Genomic DNA, 17,231 nt, shown 5'->3' on the forward strand with positions numbered 1-17,231 from the left:
GTGGGCGGTTCATAGCCAACAAGTTCAGGGGGAACAAGGGCTTCCGGCGCCGTGAGTGGCAGGCATTACGGTTCGGTTTGAGCGGGCAAGCCGAGCAGCGGGGCGGCCTGCGTGTCGTCAATGGCTTCCACTTCGCGCAGGGTGCGGCCGACGGCGCGGATGCGGATTTGGGTTTTGTCGATTTCGCCGCTCATGTCGGTGGCCCGTTTGGCGAGTTTGTCCATCGCGTCGCCAAGCTTGGCCCATTCCGCCTTGACCGCACCAAGGATTTTGCCAATTTCTCCGGCCTTGCGTTCAAGCTGCACAGTGAAATGGCCGACGCGGATGGTGTGCAGCAGAGCGGGCAGCAGGCTGGGGCTCTGGATCAGCACGCGGGTTTCGCGCTGGATGGTTTCGATCAGCCCCGGGATGCGGGCGACTTCTGCGAACAGGCCTTCGCTGGGCAGATAGAGAATGGCGATGTCAGTGGTACGGGGCGGACGGATGTATTTGGTCGCGATTTTTTTTGCCTCATTGCGGATGCGCGTGGCAAGGCCGGCGATGGCGGCGTCCTCGGCGGCGCGGTCGCCGGCTTCGGCGGCGAGCAGCAGGCGGTCATAGTCTTCGGTGGGGAATTTCGCATCAATCGGCAGATAGACCGGCTGGTCGGCTTCCCGCACCGGCATGCGCAAAGCGAATTCAACGGTTTCGGCGCTGGCAGGGTCGGGGCGGAAATTAGCCTCGAACGTGCCCGGGGGCAGCGTGTCTTCCATGGTCTGGCGGATCTGCGCTTCGCCCCAGCCGCCGCGGGATTTGACGTTAGCGAACAGGCGTTTGAGGTCACCGACCTGCACCGCGACGTTCTGCACCTGGCCGATCGCCTGCTGTACCTGGGCGAATTGCTCGGACACCCGCTGGAAACTCTCGCCGATGCGTTTTTCTAGCGCCGATTGCAATTGCTCATCAACCGCGCGGCGCATGGCTTCGAGCTTCGCCTCGTTGCTCTCGCGGATCGTCTCGAGTTTGGCTTCGACCTGGGTGCGCAATTTTTCCTGTTCGTCGCGCAGCGTGACCGAGACCGACGCCAGGTCGCGGCTGACGCGATCGGCAAGGCTGGTCTGGCTTTCGGTGAGCCGGGCGATCACGGCAAGGGTTTCGCTGAGGGTTTGGGCGCGGCCGGATTGGGCGGCGCTTTCGGCTTCGCCGAGCCGTTGGGAGACCATCAGCGACAGGTCGGTGATGGTCGCGCCGAGCGCCGCGTGGCTGCGGGCAAGCTGGTCGGCCTGCGCGCGGGCACCGTCCTGCAGGCGTTCGATGCCGCCGGCCAGCCCGGTGCGGGCTTGTTCTGCGAGGGTGGGGGGTAGGCCAGCGATCCGGCGGGTCTGCAGGAGCAGGAGGATCAGGATCAGGATCAGCAGGATGCCGACGATGGCGAGCCCGGCCTCGATGGGGAGCATCAGGCGTCCATTTTGAGGGCGGCCAGGAACGCAGTCTGCGGGATTTCGACCTTGCCGAACTGGCGCATGCGCTTTTTGCCCTCTTTTTGCTTGTCGAGCAGCTTGCGCTTGCGTGAGATGTCACCGCCGTAGCATTTCGCGGTGACATCCTTCGAGAGGGCGCTGATGGTCTCCCGGGCGATGACGCGGCCACCGATGGCGGCCTGGATCGCGATTTTGAAGAGCTGTTTGGGAATCAGATCCTTCAGTTTGGCGCAAATCGCGCGGCCGCGGGTTTCTGCCACCGATTTATGGGCGATGAAAGCTAGCGCGTCGACCGGTTCAAGGTTCACCAGGATCGAGATTTTGGCGAGGTCGCTTTCGACGTAATTGTCCATTTGATAGTCGAAACTGGCGTAGCCGCGGGAGATGGATTTCAGCCGGTCGTAGAAATCGAATACGACTTCGTTCAGCGGCAGGCGGTAGACCGCCATTGCGCGATTGCCGACATAGGTGAGGTCGACCTGCTGGCCGCGGCGTTCGTTGCACAAAGTGAGCACGGCGCCGAGATAATCATCGGGCACCATGATGGTCGCCTTGATCCAGGGCTCCTCGATGTGATCGATCAACGAACCATCCGGCATATCGGCCGGGTTGTGCAGATCCATGGTCTCGCCGTTGGTCTTGGTCAGCCGGTAGACTACGGAAGGAGCGGTTGCGATCAGGTCGAGGTCGAACTCGCGCGACAGGCGTTCCTGCACGATTTCGAGGTGCAGCAGGCCGAGGAAACCGCAGCGGAAGCCGAACCCCAGGGCCGCCGAGGTTTCGGCCTCGTAGTGGAAGCTGGCATCGTTCAAGCGCAGGCGACCGAGGCTTTCGCGCAGTTTTTCGAAATCATCGGCATCGACCGGGTAGAGGCCGCACCAGACCACCGGGATCGAAGGTTTGAATCCGGGAAGCGCTTCGGTCGCGGGGTGGCGATCATCGGTGATTGTGTCGCCGACGTTGCAATCGGCGACGGTTTTGATAGCCGCAGTGATGAAACCGATCTCGCCGGGACCGAGATCGGGCTCCGGGCGGAGTTTGGGGGCGAAGACGCCGACTTGTTCGACGGTATGGACAGCGCCGGAGGACATCATGCGAATTCGCATGCCCTTGCGCAGGCGCCCGTTTTTCACCCGCACCAGGATGATCACGCCGAGATACTGGTCATACCAACTATCAACCAGCAGGGCGGTGAGGGGGGCGGTGTCATCCCCAACCGGCGGCGGCAGGCGGGTGACCAGCGCTTCGAGCACCGCTTCGATGTTCAGGCCGGTTTTCGCCGAGATTTCCACTGCGTCCGACGCATCGAGGCCGATGACGTCTTCGATCTGCTGTTTGACGCGATCGGGTTCCGCGGCGGGCAGGTCGATTTTGTTAAGGACCGGCACGATCTCGTGATTGGCGTCGATCGCCTGATAGACATTGGCAAGGGTCTGCGCTTCGACGCCTTGCGAGGCATCGACCACCAGCAGGGAGCCCTCACAGGCGGCGAGGCTGCGACTCACCTCGTAGGCAAAATCGACATGGCCTGGCGTGTCCATCAAGTTAAGAATGTAGGTCTTGCCGTCCTTCGCTGGATAGCTGAGCCGCACCGTCTGCGCCTTGATGGTGATGCCGCGCTCTTTTTCGATGTCCATGTTATCGAGCACCTGCTCGGTCATTTCGCGCGCGGTGAGTGCGCCGGTGGCCTGGATCAGCCGGTCGGCCAGGGTGGATTTCCCATGGTCGATATGAGCGATGATCGAAAAATTGCGGATCAGTTCGGTGGGGGTCGAGGTCATGTTGCCGTCATAGTCGAAAAACCCCGCCGTGTCAGCGCTCCGGCCGGATCGCCCGGGGGCTTCAATGCGGCGGCAGTTTATGCGACAGTTTCGTGGTGCGATTGAAAACTCCGATCGCTCGCGCCACATCGGCGGCAAGGGTCTTTAGCCGGAGACGACCGAATGGATGTTCCGCTGCGTTCCGCCGTGCCGCCAAGCGCCACCGAGCCGGACTTGGTGACGCTGGGAATCGACGTGGGCGGCAGCCACATCAAGGCGGCGCTGGTGGCGCCCGATGGCGCGTTACTGACCAATTATGAGCGCGTGGTGACGCCGCTCGGGCGCAAGCCAGATGTGATTGTGGACACGATCAACACATTGGTCGCGCCGCTCGGGCGATTCGACCGGGTTTCGGTCGGGTTTCCCGGGGCGACGCGCGAGGGCACCGTGCTCACCGCGCCCAACCTTGGGAATGATTTGTGGCATGGGTTCAAACTGGCCGAGCGGCTGTCGGCGCGCCTGGCACGTCCGGTGCGGCTGGCCAATGATGCGACGGTGCAAGGGCTTGGGGCGATCGCCGGGCGGGGGCTGGAATGCACGATCACGCTCGGTACCGGGATGGGGTTTGCCCTGTTCACGGACGGCATACCGGCGCCGCATCTGGAGATGGGGCAGCACAATGCTCACAAGCGATACAGCTATGACCAATATGTTGGTCATGCCGCACTGAGCCGCGATGGGGTCAAGAAATGGAACAAGCATGTGCTGCGCACGGTCGATGCGTTGCGGGTACTGGTCAATTTCGATCTGCTTTATATCGGCGGCGGCAACGTGACTGCCATCAATTTTGCGCTGCCGGCCGATGTGCATCTGGTATCGAACGAGACCGGTATCACCGGCGGCGTGCGCCTGTGGGACGGTGTGTTCCGGCGCCGGACGTGATCACGATGCGGTCACAACCGGCACCTTGGGCGTGACTTCAGGCCGATGCCGCACCACCTGTCGGCACGGACGATCGGCGCCGTGATGTTTCAAGCTCTACTCAAACGAACATCATCCACGACCAACTTCAGGAGATTCTACTATGAACCCGCTCAAACAACTCGCTGAAACCGGCCAGGCTCCATGGCTTGACTTCGTTCAGCGTGACCTGATCGAGGGCGGCGAGCTGACGAAAATGATCGAGCGGGACGGGCTAAAGGGTGTGACCTCTAACCCCTCGATCTTCGAAAAAGCGATCGCCCATGCGCCGGAATATGGCGCGGCGTTCGAGCGCTTCGTGAAGCATGGCGATCATGAACCGATGGCGATTTACGAGCATCTGGCGATCGGTGATATCAAGGCAGCGGCCGATGTACTACTGCCGGTGTATCAGGCGACCAACGGACGGGATGGGTATATCAGCCTCGAGGTCTCGCCATATCTTGCGATGGATACCGAAGCGACGATCATCGAGGCGCGGCGCCTGCACAAGGCGGTCGACAAGCCCAATCTGATGGTAAAGGTACCCGCGACCCCCGCTGGCATTCCCGCGATCCGCACGCTGATCGGCGAGGGGATTTCGATCAATGTAACGCTATTGTTCGCTGTACCTACGTATGAGGCCGTCGCACATGCCTATATCGAGGGGCTTGAACACTTTGCGGCGCAGGGTGGTGATGTTTCGAAAATCGCGAGTGTCGCGAGCTTTTTCGTCAGCCGGATCGATAATGTCATCGACAAGCAGTTGCAGAAAAAAATTGATGCGGGCGGCGACGCGGCGCTGAAGCCATTACTGGGCAAGGCGGCGATCGCAAATGCGAAAGTAGCCTATGCAGCCTATAAGAAGTTATTTTCAGGCGCGAAATGGAAAGCATTGGAAGCGAAGGGGGCACATACCCAGCGCCTGCTCTGGGCGTCCACCAGCGTGAAGAACCCGGCCTATCCGGATACGCTCTATGTCGAGACATTGATCGGCCGTGATACAGTGAACACTATGCCGCCCGCGACGATGGATGCGTTCCGCGACCATGGCAAGGCGACGCCGGATGCGGTGGAGCAAGACCTCGACGGGGCGATGGCTATTCTGAAATCGCTTGAACAGCACGGTATTTCGCTTGAGACTGTTACGGACGATCTGGTGACCGATGGGGTTCGCCAGTTCGCAACCGCGTTCGATCAACTGCTCGGCGCGGTGGCGGTCAAGCGTTCGGCCCTGGTGCCAGTGAATGAAGCGACGATCGAAGCGGATGATGCATTGAAGGCGGCGGTTGCCGAGGCCGGTCAACATTGGTTAGCCGAGGGCACGATCCGCAAGCTGTGGGCCGGGGATAAGCAGGTCTGGACCGGCGCGGATGAAGACAAATGGCTTGGTTGGCTCGATATCGTCGACCATGAGCATGCGCATGCCGGAACGCTCACGCGCTTCGCGGAGTCAATCAAAGAGCATGGGTTCAGGCATATCGCGCTGCTCGGCATGGGAGGCTCGAGCCTTGGGCCGGAAGTCCTGGCGCGGAGCTTCGGCCAGCAGGCGGGATTTCCCGAATTTCACATGCTGGATTCGACTGATCCGGCGCAAATCCGGACGCTGGAAGCCGCGCTGGATTTAAAGAAGACGATGTTCATCGTGTCGTCGAAATCAGGATCGACGCTGGAGCCCAACATATTCCTCGCCTATTTCAAATGGCGCATGATCGAGACGGTCGGTGCGGCCGACTGGGCGAGGCATTTCACCGCGGTGACCGACCCAGGGTCCGCGATGGAACATTTGGCGCATCGGGATCATTTTGCGCATGTATTCCACGGCGTGAAATCGATTGGCGGGCGGTATTCCGTGCTGTCGAAATTCGGGCTGGTGCCGGCAGCGGCCCTGGGTATCGATGTTGAAACATTCCTCGCCCACACGGCGCATATGGTGAAATCATGCAGCGCCAGTGTGCCGGTCGATCAGAATCCGGGGGCACAGCTGGGCTTGCTGCTCGGCGTTGCGGCGAAACGGTTCAAGCGGGACAAAGTGACAATCATCGCCTCGCCCGGCATTGCCGATCTCGGGGCCTGGCTTGAACAACTGATTGCCGAATCGACCGGCAAGCTCGGGCTTGGCTTGATCCCGGTCGATGGCGAACCGCTCGAAGATGTCAGCGTCTATGGCGATGACAGGGTGTTTGCGTATCTGTGCCTCGCCGATGATGAACACAAGGGACAGGCGGCGCATGTTGCGGCACTCGCGCGGGCGGGTCATCCCGTCGTGCGGGTCATGGTGCGCGATGTGATGAGCATCGGACAGGAGTTTTTTCGCTGGGAAATGGCAACGGCAATTGCCGGTGCGATCATCGGGATCAATCCGTTCGATCAGCCGGATGTCGAGGCCAGCAAAATCAAAACGCGCGCTTTGACCGATGCCTATGAGCAGGGCGGTTTGGCTCCGCAGGGCGAGCCGGTGTTTCGCGAGAACGGCATAGCGGTGTTTGCCGATGCCACCAACGCTGCGGAATTGGGCCGGCATAATTCGTTGTCGGCATATTTGAAGCAGCATTTCGGTCGTACCGAACCGGGTGATTACATCGCGATTCTGGCCTACATCGAACGCGACAAGGCGCATGTTGCTGCGCTCGAGCGTGTCCGCAAGCGGCTGATGACGCACCGCAAGGTTGCGACGTGCCTCGGCTTCGGTCCCCGGTTCCTCCATTCCACGGGTCAAGCTTACAAAGGTGGGCCCAACACCGGTGTGTTTCTGCAGATTACGACCGATGACGCGCATGATCTGCCGGTGCCTGGCCATAAATACAGCTTTAGCCAGGTGAAGGCCGCGCAGGCCGAGGGCGATCTGAGCGTACTGGTCGAGCGCGAGCGACGGGTGATCCGCGTTCATTTCAAAGATGTCGCGCGCGGGCTGCAGGATCTGACCCGTGCTTTGGAGCACGCGTTTCACTGAGACGATCGAACGGACCTCAACAAGGAAAGCCGGCACATGAAAATCGGAATTATCGGCCTTGGCCGCATGGGCGCAAACATCGCGCGCCGCCTGATGCGTGATAAGCACGAATGCGTCGTGTTCGACAAATCGGCCGATGCCGTCAAGGGACTCGAGACGGATGGCGCGATCGGTGCGGCCGATCTGGCATCGATGGTCAAGGCACTTGATGCACCGCGGGCGGTATGGGTGATGCTGCCCTCCGGCAAGATTACCGAGGATACGATCGAGGCGCTGGCTGCAGTGATGTCAGCAAACGACATCATCATCGATGGTGGAAACAGCTTCTATAAAGACGACATTCGCCGTGCCGCCAGCCTGAAGGAGAAGGGGCTGCACTACGTCGATGTCGGGACATCCGGCGGCATCTGGGGTATCGATCGAGGCTATTGCATGATGATCGGCGGTGAGACCGAAATCGTCGCTCATCTCGACCCCATCTTCAAGACGCTCGCACCCGGCATCGGCACGATCGACAAGACACCCGATCGCAAGGGACACGACCCGCGAGCCGAGCAGGGCTATATTCATGCCGGCCCGGTTGGTGCCGGGCATTTCGTCAAAATGGTGCATAATGGCATCGAATACGGGCTGATGCAGGCCTATGCGGAGGGGTTCGACATTCTACGCAACAAGGCCTCGACCGATCTGCCGGAGGCCCAGCGGTTCGACCTCAACCTCGCTGATATTTCCGAAGTGTGGCGGCGCGGCAGCGTGATATCATCGTGGCTGCTCGATCTGACCGCCGCCGCATTGGCCAAAGATGAGAAACTTGCTGCCTACACCGGGTATGTTGAGGACTCCGGTGAAGGGCGCTGGACAATCGAGGCGGCGATCGAGGAGGCGGTGCCGGCGGAGGTGTTGACCGCATCGCTGTTCGCACGATTCCGGTCCCGCCAGGAACACACGTTTGGCGAGAAAATGCTTTCAGCGATGCGCCAAGGCTTCGGCGGCCATCTGGAGCAGGGCCATACCCCGGTTGCGAAGGGCGATTGATTATGGCCGATCTGATGAACCATCCGCATGGTGAAACCGCGACGCCGGCGCAGCCCGCTTCGGCCAAACCGCCTGGACCGTGCAGCATCGTTATCTTCGGGGCCGGCGGTGATCTGACCAAGCGGCTGTTGATGCCGGCGTTGTATAATCTGGCGAATACCGGCTTGACGCCGGAGAAATTCGTGTTGATCGGTGCGGATATCGCCAAGCGCAGCATCGATGACTGGAAAGCCTCCTTGCACAAGACGCTGGAGAGCTTCATCGGCGATCCGAATGCCGAGGACCAGATCAAGTCAATTGATGAAGCAAACTGGTCGAAACTCGCGGCACATATGTCGTATGTCCAGGGGGATTTTACCGATGCGGGCTTCTATAGATCGCTGAAGACCGAGCTGGAATCGCTGGAATTGCAGCATGGCACCGGCGGCAACCGGCTGTTTTATCTGGCAGTCGCCGATCGATTTTTCGGAACCATCGTGGAACATTTAGGTTCGGCCGGGCTGGTCGAGCACAAAGACTACGAGGGTGCGCCCTGGCGGCGGGTGGTGATCGAAAAACCGTTCGGACACAGCCTCGATTCGGCCAAAGCACTGAACGCGCAGGTGCTCTCGGTACTAAAGGAGCAGCAAATCTATCGGATCGATCATTTCCTGGGCAAGGAAACGGTCCAGAACATCATGGCGTTGCGATTTGGCAATGGCATGTTCGAGCCAATCTGGAATCGTGACCGCATCGATCATGTGCAGATCACGGTTGCCGAGACCGTCGGGGTCGAAGGGCGGGGAAAATTCTATGAGCAGACCGGCGCGCTGCGCGACATGGTGCCAAACCATGTGTTTCAGCTGCTTGCCATGGTGACGATGGAGCCGCCGGTGGGTTTCAAGCCAGAAGCGATCCGCGACAAGAAATACGATCTGTTCGCCTCGATCGAGACATTGGCGGATGACGATGCGGTGCGCGGCCAGTACGGCGCCGGCACGGTCGCCGGCAAGCCAGTCATTGCGTATCGGGACGAGCCAGATGTTGCAAAGGACTCTGCGGTCGAAACTTACGTGGGCTTGCGCTTGAAGATCAACAACTGGCGCTGGGCTGGCGTGCCGTTCTATATCAGAACCGGCAAGCACATGACGTGTCGGATGACCGAGATTGCGATCCAGTTCAAGAAGGCACCGCTCGCGGCATTTCAGGACACTTCCCTTGAAACCCTCCCGCCGAACTGGCTGGTGCTGCGCATTCAGCCCGATGAAGGGATTGCCCTGCAATTCGAAGTCAAGCGGCCAGGGCAGACGATGCGTCTGGCGCCGGCGAACATGGAGTTTCGCTACCGTGATTGGTTCAAGCCAGAACCGAATGTCGGCTATGAGACGCTCCTGTACGATTGCATGATCGGGGATCAGACGCTGTTCCAGCGGGCTGACATGGTCGAGGAAACCTGGCGTGTAGTGCAGGGTGTGATTGACCATTGGGAGTCGTCCAAACCTTCGGATTTCCCGAATTATGAGAGCGGCGGAGCGGGCCCGGCGGCATCGGATGCGTTGCTGTCCCATGACGACAAGACTCGCCATTGGCGTCCCGTCAGCCTACCGGCGAAGGACGATCGCGCATGAACGGCCGGATCGACCTTGTGTTAGCCGATGTGGATGGCACGCTCGTCACCAATGATAAACGCCTGACCGAACGTGCAAAGCGCGCGGTGGCCGATTTGCGGCGAGCCGGCATCAAATTCGCCATCACCAGCGGTCGTCCGCCACGCGGCATGGAGATGGTGAGCACGCCGCTGGCCATCGACACGCCGATCGCAGGTTTCAACGGCGGCGTGCTGCTCGCACCGGATATGACGACGGTGCTGAACGCCTATGATCTGCCGGTCGACGTGATCGGCAAGGCGATTGCACTGCTCGATGGGCACGGGCTCGATGTCTGGATTTATACCAAGACGCGCTGGTTGATCCGGGATGCCGCGGCACCGCATGTGGCCCGCGAGACGAGCACGGTGCAGTTCGATGCCGAGGTTGTCGATCATTTCTCAGCCGATGATTGGAAGACAGTCGTCAAGATCGTAGGCGTTACCGATGACAAAGCGAAGATGCAAGCTGCCCTCGCCGCGGCGGCAAAGGAATTCGGCGACCACGTGACGGCTGCCTGCTCGCAGCCCTATTACCTCGACATCACCAACGCCAAGGCCAATAAGGGAGCGGTCGTCGACAAACTTTCGGAATTGTTGAACATCCCGCATGAGCGGATCGCAACGATCGGGGACATGCCGAACGACGTGACGATGTTTCGCCGTAGTGGCGTTGCGATCGCGATGGGCAATGCCGATGACGATGTGAAATCACACGCAAAATTCACCACCGATAGCAATGAGGACGAGGGATTTGCCAAGGCGATCGAGCGCTTCATTCTCGATGGGCACGGCGCGTGAAACCGGCGTTTGGTGAGTTGCTGGTGGTGCCCGATGCCGAGGCTTTCGCGGAAGCGGGGGCCAGATTGCTGGCGGATACGGCCGCGATGGCGGGAGCGCGTTGCGTGATCGGGCTGGCCGGGGGCTCGACCCCGAGATCGGTCTATCAGCGCCTGGCGTCGCCGCCCTATCATCATCAGATTCGCTGGAATGCGCTCGATTTCGTGCTCGGCGATGAGCGGTTCGTTGCGCCCGATAATCCCGACAGCAATATGCGAATGATCGATCGCGCGCTGTTCAATCATGTCGAGCACGATCCGGCGCGGGTTCACGCGGTGCCCTATGAAGGGTTGACTGTACAGCAGGCGGCAGAGCGTTATGAACAGACGCTTCAGACGCTGTACGGGGCCAAAACGCTCAGCACGGAGCGGCCGTTTTTCGATCTCTGTTTCCTCGGCATGGGCGATGACGGGCACACGGCCTCGTTGTTGCCAGGACAGCAGCGGCTCCTGGACGAGCGTACCCGCTGGGTGCTGCCGGTGACGGAGGGACGCCCAGAGGCGAGGGTGACCCTGACCTACCCGGTGCTCAACAGCGCAAAGCTGATTGTCTTTGTCGTTTCAGGCAGCAGCAAGCGGTCGATGCTGGATGGCATTTTGAGTGGTGCGGAGACATCGGTGCCGGCCTCGCGCATCAGGCCATCGGGCCGCGTGCTGTGGCTGGTCGATCGGGATGCGGCGGGACGATGGGCGCAGTGACCGGCGAAACGACGATTGCCACACCCGATCAACAGAAGCGCGCCGCCGCACGTCAGGCGGCGCTCCTGGTCGAGACGGGGATGTATCTGGGGCTCGGCACCGGATCGACGACCGGATACTTTCTCGATGCGTTATCAGAACGGATAAAGACCGAGCGTATATCCATCACCTGTGTTGCGACCTCGCTCGCGACCGAGCGCCGCGCGGCTGAACTCGGCATTGGGATCGTGCCGCTGAGCGGCATGCTCGATCTGGCGGTCGATGGAGCGGACGAGGTTGCATTCGGCACGTTGCATCTCATCAAGGGACTGGGCGGAGCATTGCTGCGCGAAAAGCAGATTGCCGAATCCGCGCGCCAGTTCGTTGTGATTGCCGATGAAAGCAAATTGGTGCGCCGGCTTGGCGAGCGCGCACCGCTGCCGGTCGAAATTGTGGACTTCGCGGTCGAGCGGACCGTCGCGCGGATCGGAGATATCGGCCTGTCGGGTGTGCTCCGCATGAGCGATGCAATGACGCCGTACCGGACAGACAATGGTAACCGGATCGTCGATTGCAGCATGGCACCCGGTATGGTGCCGGACCAGATCCATGCAGCGCTGAAAACCATCGCCGGCGTGGTCGAGACCGGCCTGTTCACCCACGGCTGCGCCGCTGCGATCATCGGCATGACGGATGGCAGCACGCGGCGCTTCGATGGTGACCCTTGGGCACGGGCCGGCGTGGCATCGTATTTGGCAACGCTGCGCAACATGGGGTTGCCGCAGCCGCATCCCAAGCCGGTAATTGCGGTCATGGGGGTTTCGGCTTCAGGAAAATCGACTATTGGCGCCCTGCTGGCGGCGTGCCTGGGGGTTGCGTTCATCGATGGTGATGATCTGCACCCGCAAAGCAATCGCGAAAAAATGCAAGCGGGGCATCCGCTGAACGACAATGATCGCCTGCCGTGGCTGCATCGTATTGCCGGCGCGCTGCGTGCATGGCGGGACGCGGGTTGCGGCGGTGTGATCGTGAGTTCGTTGCTCACGCGTCATTATCGCGATCTGGTCCGCTCCGGCTGTGCGGGCCTGATTTTGGTGAATTTGACCGGCACGCGCGATCTGCTGGCGAAGCGCGCGGCAGGGCGGCACGGGCATTTCATGCCGCCTGATCTGCTCGACAGCCAGTTTGCGACATTGGAACCACCCGGTGCCGATGAAACCGTGATGAATATCGACGTTGACGCATCGCCGATCGCGATTGTCAGTTCGATCATGCAGCGTTTGACCGACGGCGTCTGAGCACGCCGATCAGTAACACGCAATCACCAGAGATGGAGGAGGGTCCGCATGGCTTTACGGATCGAGGATTATGGGCTGATCGGCGATCGGCAGACGACCGCGTTGGTTGGGCGGGATGGCTCGATCGATTTCCTGTGTCTGCCGCGCTTTGATTCCGATGCGTGTTTTGCCGCGTTGCTCGGCACGCGGGAGAACGGTCGGTGGTTGATCGCGCCGGCTGAGCCCGTTGCTAAAACGCATCGGTATTATCGCGACGACACGCTAGTGCTCGAAACCGAAATGACGACCGCAACCGGAACGGTTCGCCTGACCGATTGCATGGTGCCGCACCCGCACGACACCTCGCGCATGGTGCGACAGGTGACCGGGCTTGACGGTGAAGTCGTCATGCAGATGGAGCTCGTATTCCGATTCGGTTTCGGCAAGATCATCCCCTGGGTGCGGCGTCTGCCGCAAGGCGAGGGGTTGGTGGCGGTCGCGGGCCCGGATATGGTCGTGGTCTGGTCCGAGGTACCGTTAGAAGGGCGTAACCGGCACACCGAAGCGAAATTTACCGTCAGGGCCGGTGAGACGGTGACGTTTTCGATGGCGTGGCTGCAATCGCATCACCGTATCCCGCGCGCGTTCGATGCCGAGCACGGAATTGCGCTCGCAACAGAGCGATCACAGAAATGGGCCGGCCGGCTGCCTGCGAAAAGTCATTGGGCAGACGTCGTTAAGCGTTCACTGATCACGCTCAAAGCGCTGACACATTGGGAGACCGGCGGCATCGTCGCTGCGGCGACCACATCCTTGCCGGAGGAACTGGGCGGCGAGCGGAATTGGGATTATCGCTATTGCTGGCTGCGCGATGCGAGCTTCACGCTGCAGGCGCTGCTGGCTGCGGGGTATCGGGATGAAGCCTCGGCCTGGCGTCACTGGCTCGACCGGGCGGTGGCGGGCAATGCCGCCGATATCCAGATCATGTACGGCGTTGCCGGCGAGCGACGGCTGGCGGAATGGGAGGTCGCTTGGCTCGGTGGCTACGAGGGCTCAAAACCGGTACGGATTGGCAACGCCGCCGCCGGGCAGACGCAGCTCGATGTGTATGGCGAGCTGCTCGATACGCTGTATCAAGCCCACAAAGGCGGGTTGCACCACGACGAGAACAGCTGGAACGTGCGGATCAATCTGCTTGAACAGTTGGAAACCATCTGGTCGCTGCCGGATGAGGGGATTTGGGAAGTCCGTGGCGGCCGGCAGCAATTCGTTCACTCCAAGGTGATGGCCTGGGTGGCGTTCGATCGCGCGATCCGCTCGGTCGAAGAATTCGGCTACGACGGCCCGGTTGATCGATGGCGCGCAATCCGTGATACGATCCATGCGCAGGTGTGTACCGAGGGGTACGACGCCGCTCTGGGCAGCTTCGTGCAGGCTTATGGCTCTAAACTGCTCGATGCGAGCCTGCTGCTGCTACCGGTGGTGGGATTTCTGCCGGCAACCGATCATCGGATTATTGGGACCGTTGCCGCAATCGAGCAAAATTTGATGCAGGACGGCTTCGTCCGGCGTTATAACACGGCTGGCGGCAATGACGGGCTGAGCGGTTCGGAGGGGGTGTTTCTGGCGTGCAGTTTCTGGCTGGTCGATAACTACACGATGATGGGCCGGCGGCATGATGCCGAAACCTTGTTCGAAAAACTTATCGCGTTGCGCAACGATCTCGGGCTCTTCTCCGAAGAGTACGACACCGTCAACCGTCGCATGATCGGCAATTTTCCGCAGGCGTTCACCCATGTCGCACTTGTGAATTCGGCGTTGCGGCTATGTGCCGGCGAATAACGCGCGGTTACTTCATCAGTGCGGCAACGGTCGGCGCCAGGGCGACGGCGATCCGCCGCATCCCGGTAGCATCGGGGTGCAGCGGCGGCTGCGGCGGCCGCAATCGCGGATCGACGTAGAGCGAAGCGTCGGGTTTGCCGTCATGCTCCAGCACAGCGCCCACGTTGCGGAATGTGACAAGGTTGTTGTGCTGATAGATCCGCGCCAGATCCCGATTGATCTTGACGGTCTCTGCGGAAATCCAGGCCGAGCGTATTGACGGCAGCACGCCCAGCAGCAGGATCTTGGCGTGCGGCACGTGGCGGTGCAGGTCGGCCACCACCGCCTCGATGCCTGGCACGGTCATATGCGCGCCCCAATGCGTGGCACCCAGATTATTGGCACCGATCAGCACGATCACCAGCTTCGGGTGCAGGCCGTTGAATTCGCCATGGTCGATCCGCCAGATCACGCTCGATGTGGTATCGCCGATCAGGCCGAAGTCGAGTGGGTGATAGCGCCCGTAATAGTGCTGCCAGACCGGCTTGATCTGTTCAAACGGCGCGGCGCCGGTGCGTTGCCAGTAATAGGTGATCGAGTCACCGAGCCAGACGAGTTGAGCATCGCGATCGGTCCGCGCCTGCGCCAGCGTGGCCTCGAATCCGGCGCGCCACCACGGCAGATCCATCCGCCCGATCGGCGCCGCCGCCAAGTTGACACGCGCGGCGGCAATGCCGGGTGCGGTGAGCAAGGCAAAGACGAGCAGCAGACGATGGAGCATCAGGACCTCGAAGGATCATGCGCGGCAAACACGCGCGGATAGAGCAACAGGTAGGCGCCCTGAAACAGGCCGGCGAGCAGAAACGGCGCGGCGAGGGCGCCGGTTTCAAATAGTACGCCGGCCAGGGCGGGAGCGATGCCGCGGGGTACAAGCACGGAAATCGTGTTTACACTGGCGGCGAGACCGCGCCGGTCGCCGCGTACCAACCCCAACGCCACCGCCTGCCGGGCGCCGGCGGTGCCGCGGTTGAAGGCGGAGCGCACCGCGTAAATAAATGTTGCTACCGCGAAACTTGGCGCAAACGGTAGCGCGAACAGACTGACCAGGCCGATGCCGCGCATCAGCACCACGGTGCGCACCGTGCCCAATCGCCGCGTCAGACGGCCGGAGGTCAGCGACGCCAATCCGGCAGCCATGAACCCGATCGCCAGCGCCGGGCCAATCGACGAAGCCGAAGCATGGAATTTCGCGGCGAACCACCAGGACATGAAGGGTCCGCTGAGGCCGATGCCGGTCCCGTTCAACACGTTCAACCCGGCGAGCCGCCAGAGCAGGCCGTTCTCGACTTCGTTGGCCTCAGTTTCATTGTTCCGGATCGCCTCCACGCTGCGGGCACGATCCGGCGTGATGATCAGCAGCGCTGCTGCAACCAGCGATGCCGCGAGCGGCAGCATGAACAGCGGTTGCCGCGCGCCGATCACGCCGGCCAGAACCGCGCCGATCGCCATGCCGAAGAAGCCGATGGCAATGTTCAGCGACAACACGGCACCGAAATCGCGCTTGTCGATGTAGCCGGACAGCCAGGATTGCTCGGCCGGTGCGAACGGCCCGGCGGCGCCGTTCGCACCCCGGCCGAAACCGCCGATGATCGCCGCAAAGGCGAGTGCGAACGGCGCCTGGCTCAGCAGCCCCAGCAGGGATGCGATGATCGAGATGGCTTCGAAAATCAACACGAACCGCTTGCGGCCGAACCGGTCGCTGGCGGGCCCGATCGCTGCGGTGAGCAGCACGGCGAACAGGATTGCCAAGGCGAACACCACGCCCAGATACGTCGCACTCCAGCCGAGTTTGGTGACATAGAGCGCGAAATCCACCACCAGCGCACCCTGGGCAATGCTGCGTGCAAGCCGCGCGCCCATCAGCTTTTTCGCCTCCGGGCGGATCGGCGGCATCAGATGCCGGCGGTGAGCAGCACCAGGCTCAGCACGCCGAACACCGCGCAATAGGCGGCAAACGGGCCGAGTGCCCAGCGATCGTGATCGCGGAAATAGCGCATCAGAAACGCCGTCGAACCGAATGCCACCAGCCCGGCCACCACCGCCGCGAGCACGGCCAGCCCGAACATGCCATGGCTTGCGCCGTGGTGGTGCAGCAGTTTCGGCACTTCCACCACGGTGGCGCCGGCAATTACCGGTGTGGCCATCAGGAAGGCGAAGCGCGCGGCAGCCTCATGGTCGATGCCCCGGGTCAGGCCGCCGACGATCGCGGCCCCGGAGCGCGACAGGCCCGGCAGGAACGCGAGACACTGGAACAGCCCGATCACGAAGGCATCGACCAGCGTGAGTTGCGCGATGCCCATACCGCGCGCGGCCTTGCGCCGGCGCAATTGCTCGCCGGCAAGCAGCAGACCGCCGTTGACGATCAGGAATACCGCCGCAATCAGCGGGCTTGCGAACAGATGCTGGATCGGTTTTTTCAAAAGGAACCCGATCACCACGGCCGGAATCGTCGCAACCACCAGGCGCAGCAGCAGGCCGCGCTGCTCGTCGATGCCAGAGCCACGGCCGAGCAAACCCATCAGCATGTCCCACCAGTCGCGCCAGAAATAGGCGAGCAGCGCGGTTGCGGTGCCGACATGCAGCATCACGACGAACGGCAGGAACGAAGGCGCGTGCTGGTCGATGCGCCAATGCAGCAGCGCGGGGACAATCACCGCGTGACCAAGGCTCGAGACCGGAAACAGTTCGGTCGCTCCCTGCATTATGGCGAACAGAACGGCGATCAACGGCGTCATGCAAACTCCTCAGGCGTGATTGTCGCTAC

11 protein-coding genes and 2 pseudogenes are annotated in these 17,231 nt (G+C 61.5%); 8 read left to right on the forward strand and 5 right to left on the reverse strand.

The features are described 5' to 3' along the window. Window positions 1-65: 65 nt before the first annotated feature. Both AruPA_RS03615 and lepA read right to left on the reverse strand, forming a co-directional pair. Window positions 66-1,436, reverse strand: coding sequence for a DNA recombination protein RmuC (locus tag AruPA_RS03615; RefSeq protein WP_265635158.1), 1,371 nt, complete (start codon window positions 1,434-1,436; stop codon window positions 66-68). After that, window positions 1,436-3,241, reverse strand: a complete 1,806-nt coding sequence (gene lepA, locus AruPA_RS03620) for a translation elongation factor 4 (RefSeq protein ID WP_265635159.1) — start codon at window positions 3,239-3,241, stop codon at window positions 1,436-1,438. Before lepA ends, AruPA_RS03615 begins: the two co-directional genes overlap by 1 nt. A 162-nt stretch (window positions 3,242-3,403) precedes the next feature. Here lepA and AruPA_RS03625 point away from each other — a divergent pair, with 162 nt between their 5' ends. The 8 genes and pseudogenes from AruPA_RS03625 to AruPA_RS03665 all read left to right on the forward strand — a co-directional run. Further along, on the forward strand, window positions 3,404-4,162 hold the full coding sequence (locus tag AruPA_RS03625) for an ROK family protein (protein ID WP_265635160.1): 759 nt from the start codon (window positions 3,404-3,406) through the stop codon (window positions 4,160-4,162). A 142-nt stretch (window positions 4,163-4,304) separates the two neighbouring features. After that, complete coding sequence (locus AruPA_RS03630; protein WP_265635161.1) at window positions 4,305-7,133, forward strand: bifunctional transaldolase/phosoglucose isomerase; 2,829 nt, start codon at window positions 4,305-4,307, stop codon at window positions 7,131-7,133. 27 nt (window positions 7,134-7,160) lie between these two features. After that, a pseudogene (gene gnd / locus AruPA_RS03635) lies at window positions 7,161-8,168 on the forward strand (phosphogluconate dehydrogenase (NAD(+)-dependent, decarboxylating)); the annotation flags it as partial. Window positions 8,169-8,170: 2 nt separating this feature from the next. Then, window positions 8,171-9,775: a glucose-6-phosphate dehydrogenase gene (gene zwf / locus AruPA_RS03640; RefSeq protein WP_265635163.1), complete on the forward strand. Its 1,605-nt coding sequence runs from the start codon at window positions 8,171-8,173 to the stop codon at window positions 9,773-9,775. After that, window positions 9,772-10,593 carry a Cof-type HAD-IIB family hydrolase gene (locus AruPA_RS03645; protein ID WP_265635165.1) on the forward strand — a complete coding sequence of 274 codons (822 nt, stop codon included), beginning with the start codon at window positions 9,772-9,774 and terminating at the stop codon, window positions 10,591-10,593. Before zwf ends, AruPA_RS03645 begins: the two co-directional genes overlap by 4 nt. Further along, window positions 10,590-11,330: a 6-phosphogluconolactonase gene (gene pgl, locus AruPA_RS03650; protein ID WP_265635167.1), complete on the forward strand. Its 741-nt coding sequence runs from the start codon at window positions 10,590-10,592 to the stop codon at window positions 11,328-11,330. Before AruPA_RS03645 ends, pgl begins: the two co-directional genes overlap by 4 nt. Next, window positions 11,318-12,607 carry a ribose 5-phosphate isomerase A gene (rpiA, locus tag AruPA_RS03655; protein WP_265635169.1) on the forward strand — a complete coding sequence of 430 codons (1,290 nt, stop codon included), beginning with the start codon at window positions 11,318-11,320 and terminating at the stop codon, window positions 12,605-12,607. The genes pgl and rpiA overlap by 13 nt, the downstream gene beginning before the upstream one ends. Before the next feature lie 39 nt (window positions 12,608-12,646). After that, window positions 12,647-14,428: pseudogene (locus AruPA_RS03665) on the forward strand (glycoside hydrolase family 15 protein); the annotation flags it as partial. A 7-nt stretch (window positions 14,429-14,435) separates the two neighbouring features. Here the strand turns inward: AruPA_RS03665 and AruPA_RS03670 are convergent. From AruPA_RS03670 to AruPA_RS03680, 3 genes are read right to left on the reverse strand one after another with little or no spacing between them, the layout of a single operon-like run. Next, window positions 14,436-15,188: a GDSL-type esterase/lipase family protein gene (locus AruPA_RS03670; RefSeq protein WP_265635171.1), complete on the reverse strand. Its 753-nt coding sequence runs from the start codon at window positions 15,186-15,188 to the stop codon at window positions 14,436-14,438. Beyond that, window positions 15,188-16,360, reverse strand: coding sequence for an MFS transporter (locus tag AruPA_RS03675; protein ID WP_265635172.1), 1,173 nt, complete (start codon window positions 16,358-16,360; stop codon window positions 15,188-15,190). Before AruPA_RS03675 ends, AruPA_RS03670 begins: the two co-directional genes overlap by 1 nt. Beyond that, window positions 16,360-17,202, reverse strand: a complete 843-nt coding sequence (locus AruPA_RS03680) for an undecaprenyl-diphosphate phosphatase (RefSeq protein WP_265635173.1) — start codon at window positions 17,200-17,202, stop codon at window positions 16,360-16,362. Before AruPA_RS03680 ends, AruPA_RS03675 begins: the two co-directional genes overlap by 1 nt. Window positions 17,203-17,231: the final 29 nt, after the last annotated feature.

Source organism: Acidiphilium sp. PA (assembly GCF_026191915.1).
Classification (GTDB): Bacteria; Pseudomonadota; Alphaproteobacteria; order Acetobacterales; family Acetobacteraceae; genus Acidiphilium.

Excerpts from the sequence above, each read along its gene's own strand:
- AruPA_RS03615 (WP_265635158.1), bottom strand. The coding sequence starts at position 1,436 with ATGCTCCCCATCGAGGCCGGGCTCGCCATCGTCGGCATCCTGCTGATC.
- lepA (WP_265635159.1), bottom strand. The coding sequence starts at position 3,241 with ATGACCTCGACCCCCACCGAACTGATCCGCAATTTTTCGATCATCGCT.
- AruPA_RS03625 (WP_265635160.1), top strand. The coding sequence starts at position 3,404 with ATGGATGTTCCGCTGCGTTCCGCCGTGCCGCCAAGCGCCACCGAGCCG.
- AruPA_RS03630 (WP_265635161.1), top strand. The coding sequence starts at position 4,305 with ATGAACCCGCTCAAACAACTCGCTGAAACCGGCCAGGCTCCATGGCTT.
- zwf (WP_265635163.1), top strand. The coding sequence starts at position 8,171 with ATGGCCGATCTGATGAACCATCCGCATGGTGAAACCGCGACGCCGGCG.
- AruPA_RS03645 (WP_265635165.1), top strand. The coding sequence starts at position 9,772 with ATGAACGGCCGGATCGACCTTGTGTTAGCCGATGTGGATGGCACGCTC.
- rpiA (WP_265635169.1), top strand. The coding sequence starts at position 11,318 with ATGGGCGCAGTGACCGGCGAAACGACGATTGCCACACCCGATCAACAG.
- AruPA_RS03670 (WP_265635171.1), bottom strand. The coding sequence starts at position 15,188 with ATGCTCCATCGTCTGCTGCTCGTCTTTGCCTTGCTCACCGCACCCGGC.
- AruPA_RS03675 (WP_265635172.1), bottom strand. The coding sequence starts at position 16,360 with ATGCCGCCGATCCGCCCGGAGGCGAAAAAGCTGATGGGCGCGCGGCTT.
- AruPA_RS03680 (WP_265635173.1), bottom strand. The coding sequence starts at position 17,202 with ATGACGCCGTTGATCGCCGTTCTGTTCGCCATAATGCAGGGAGCGACC.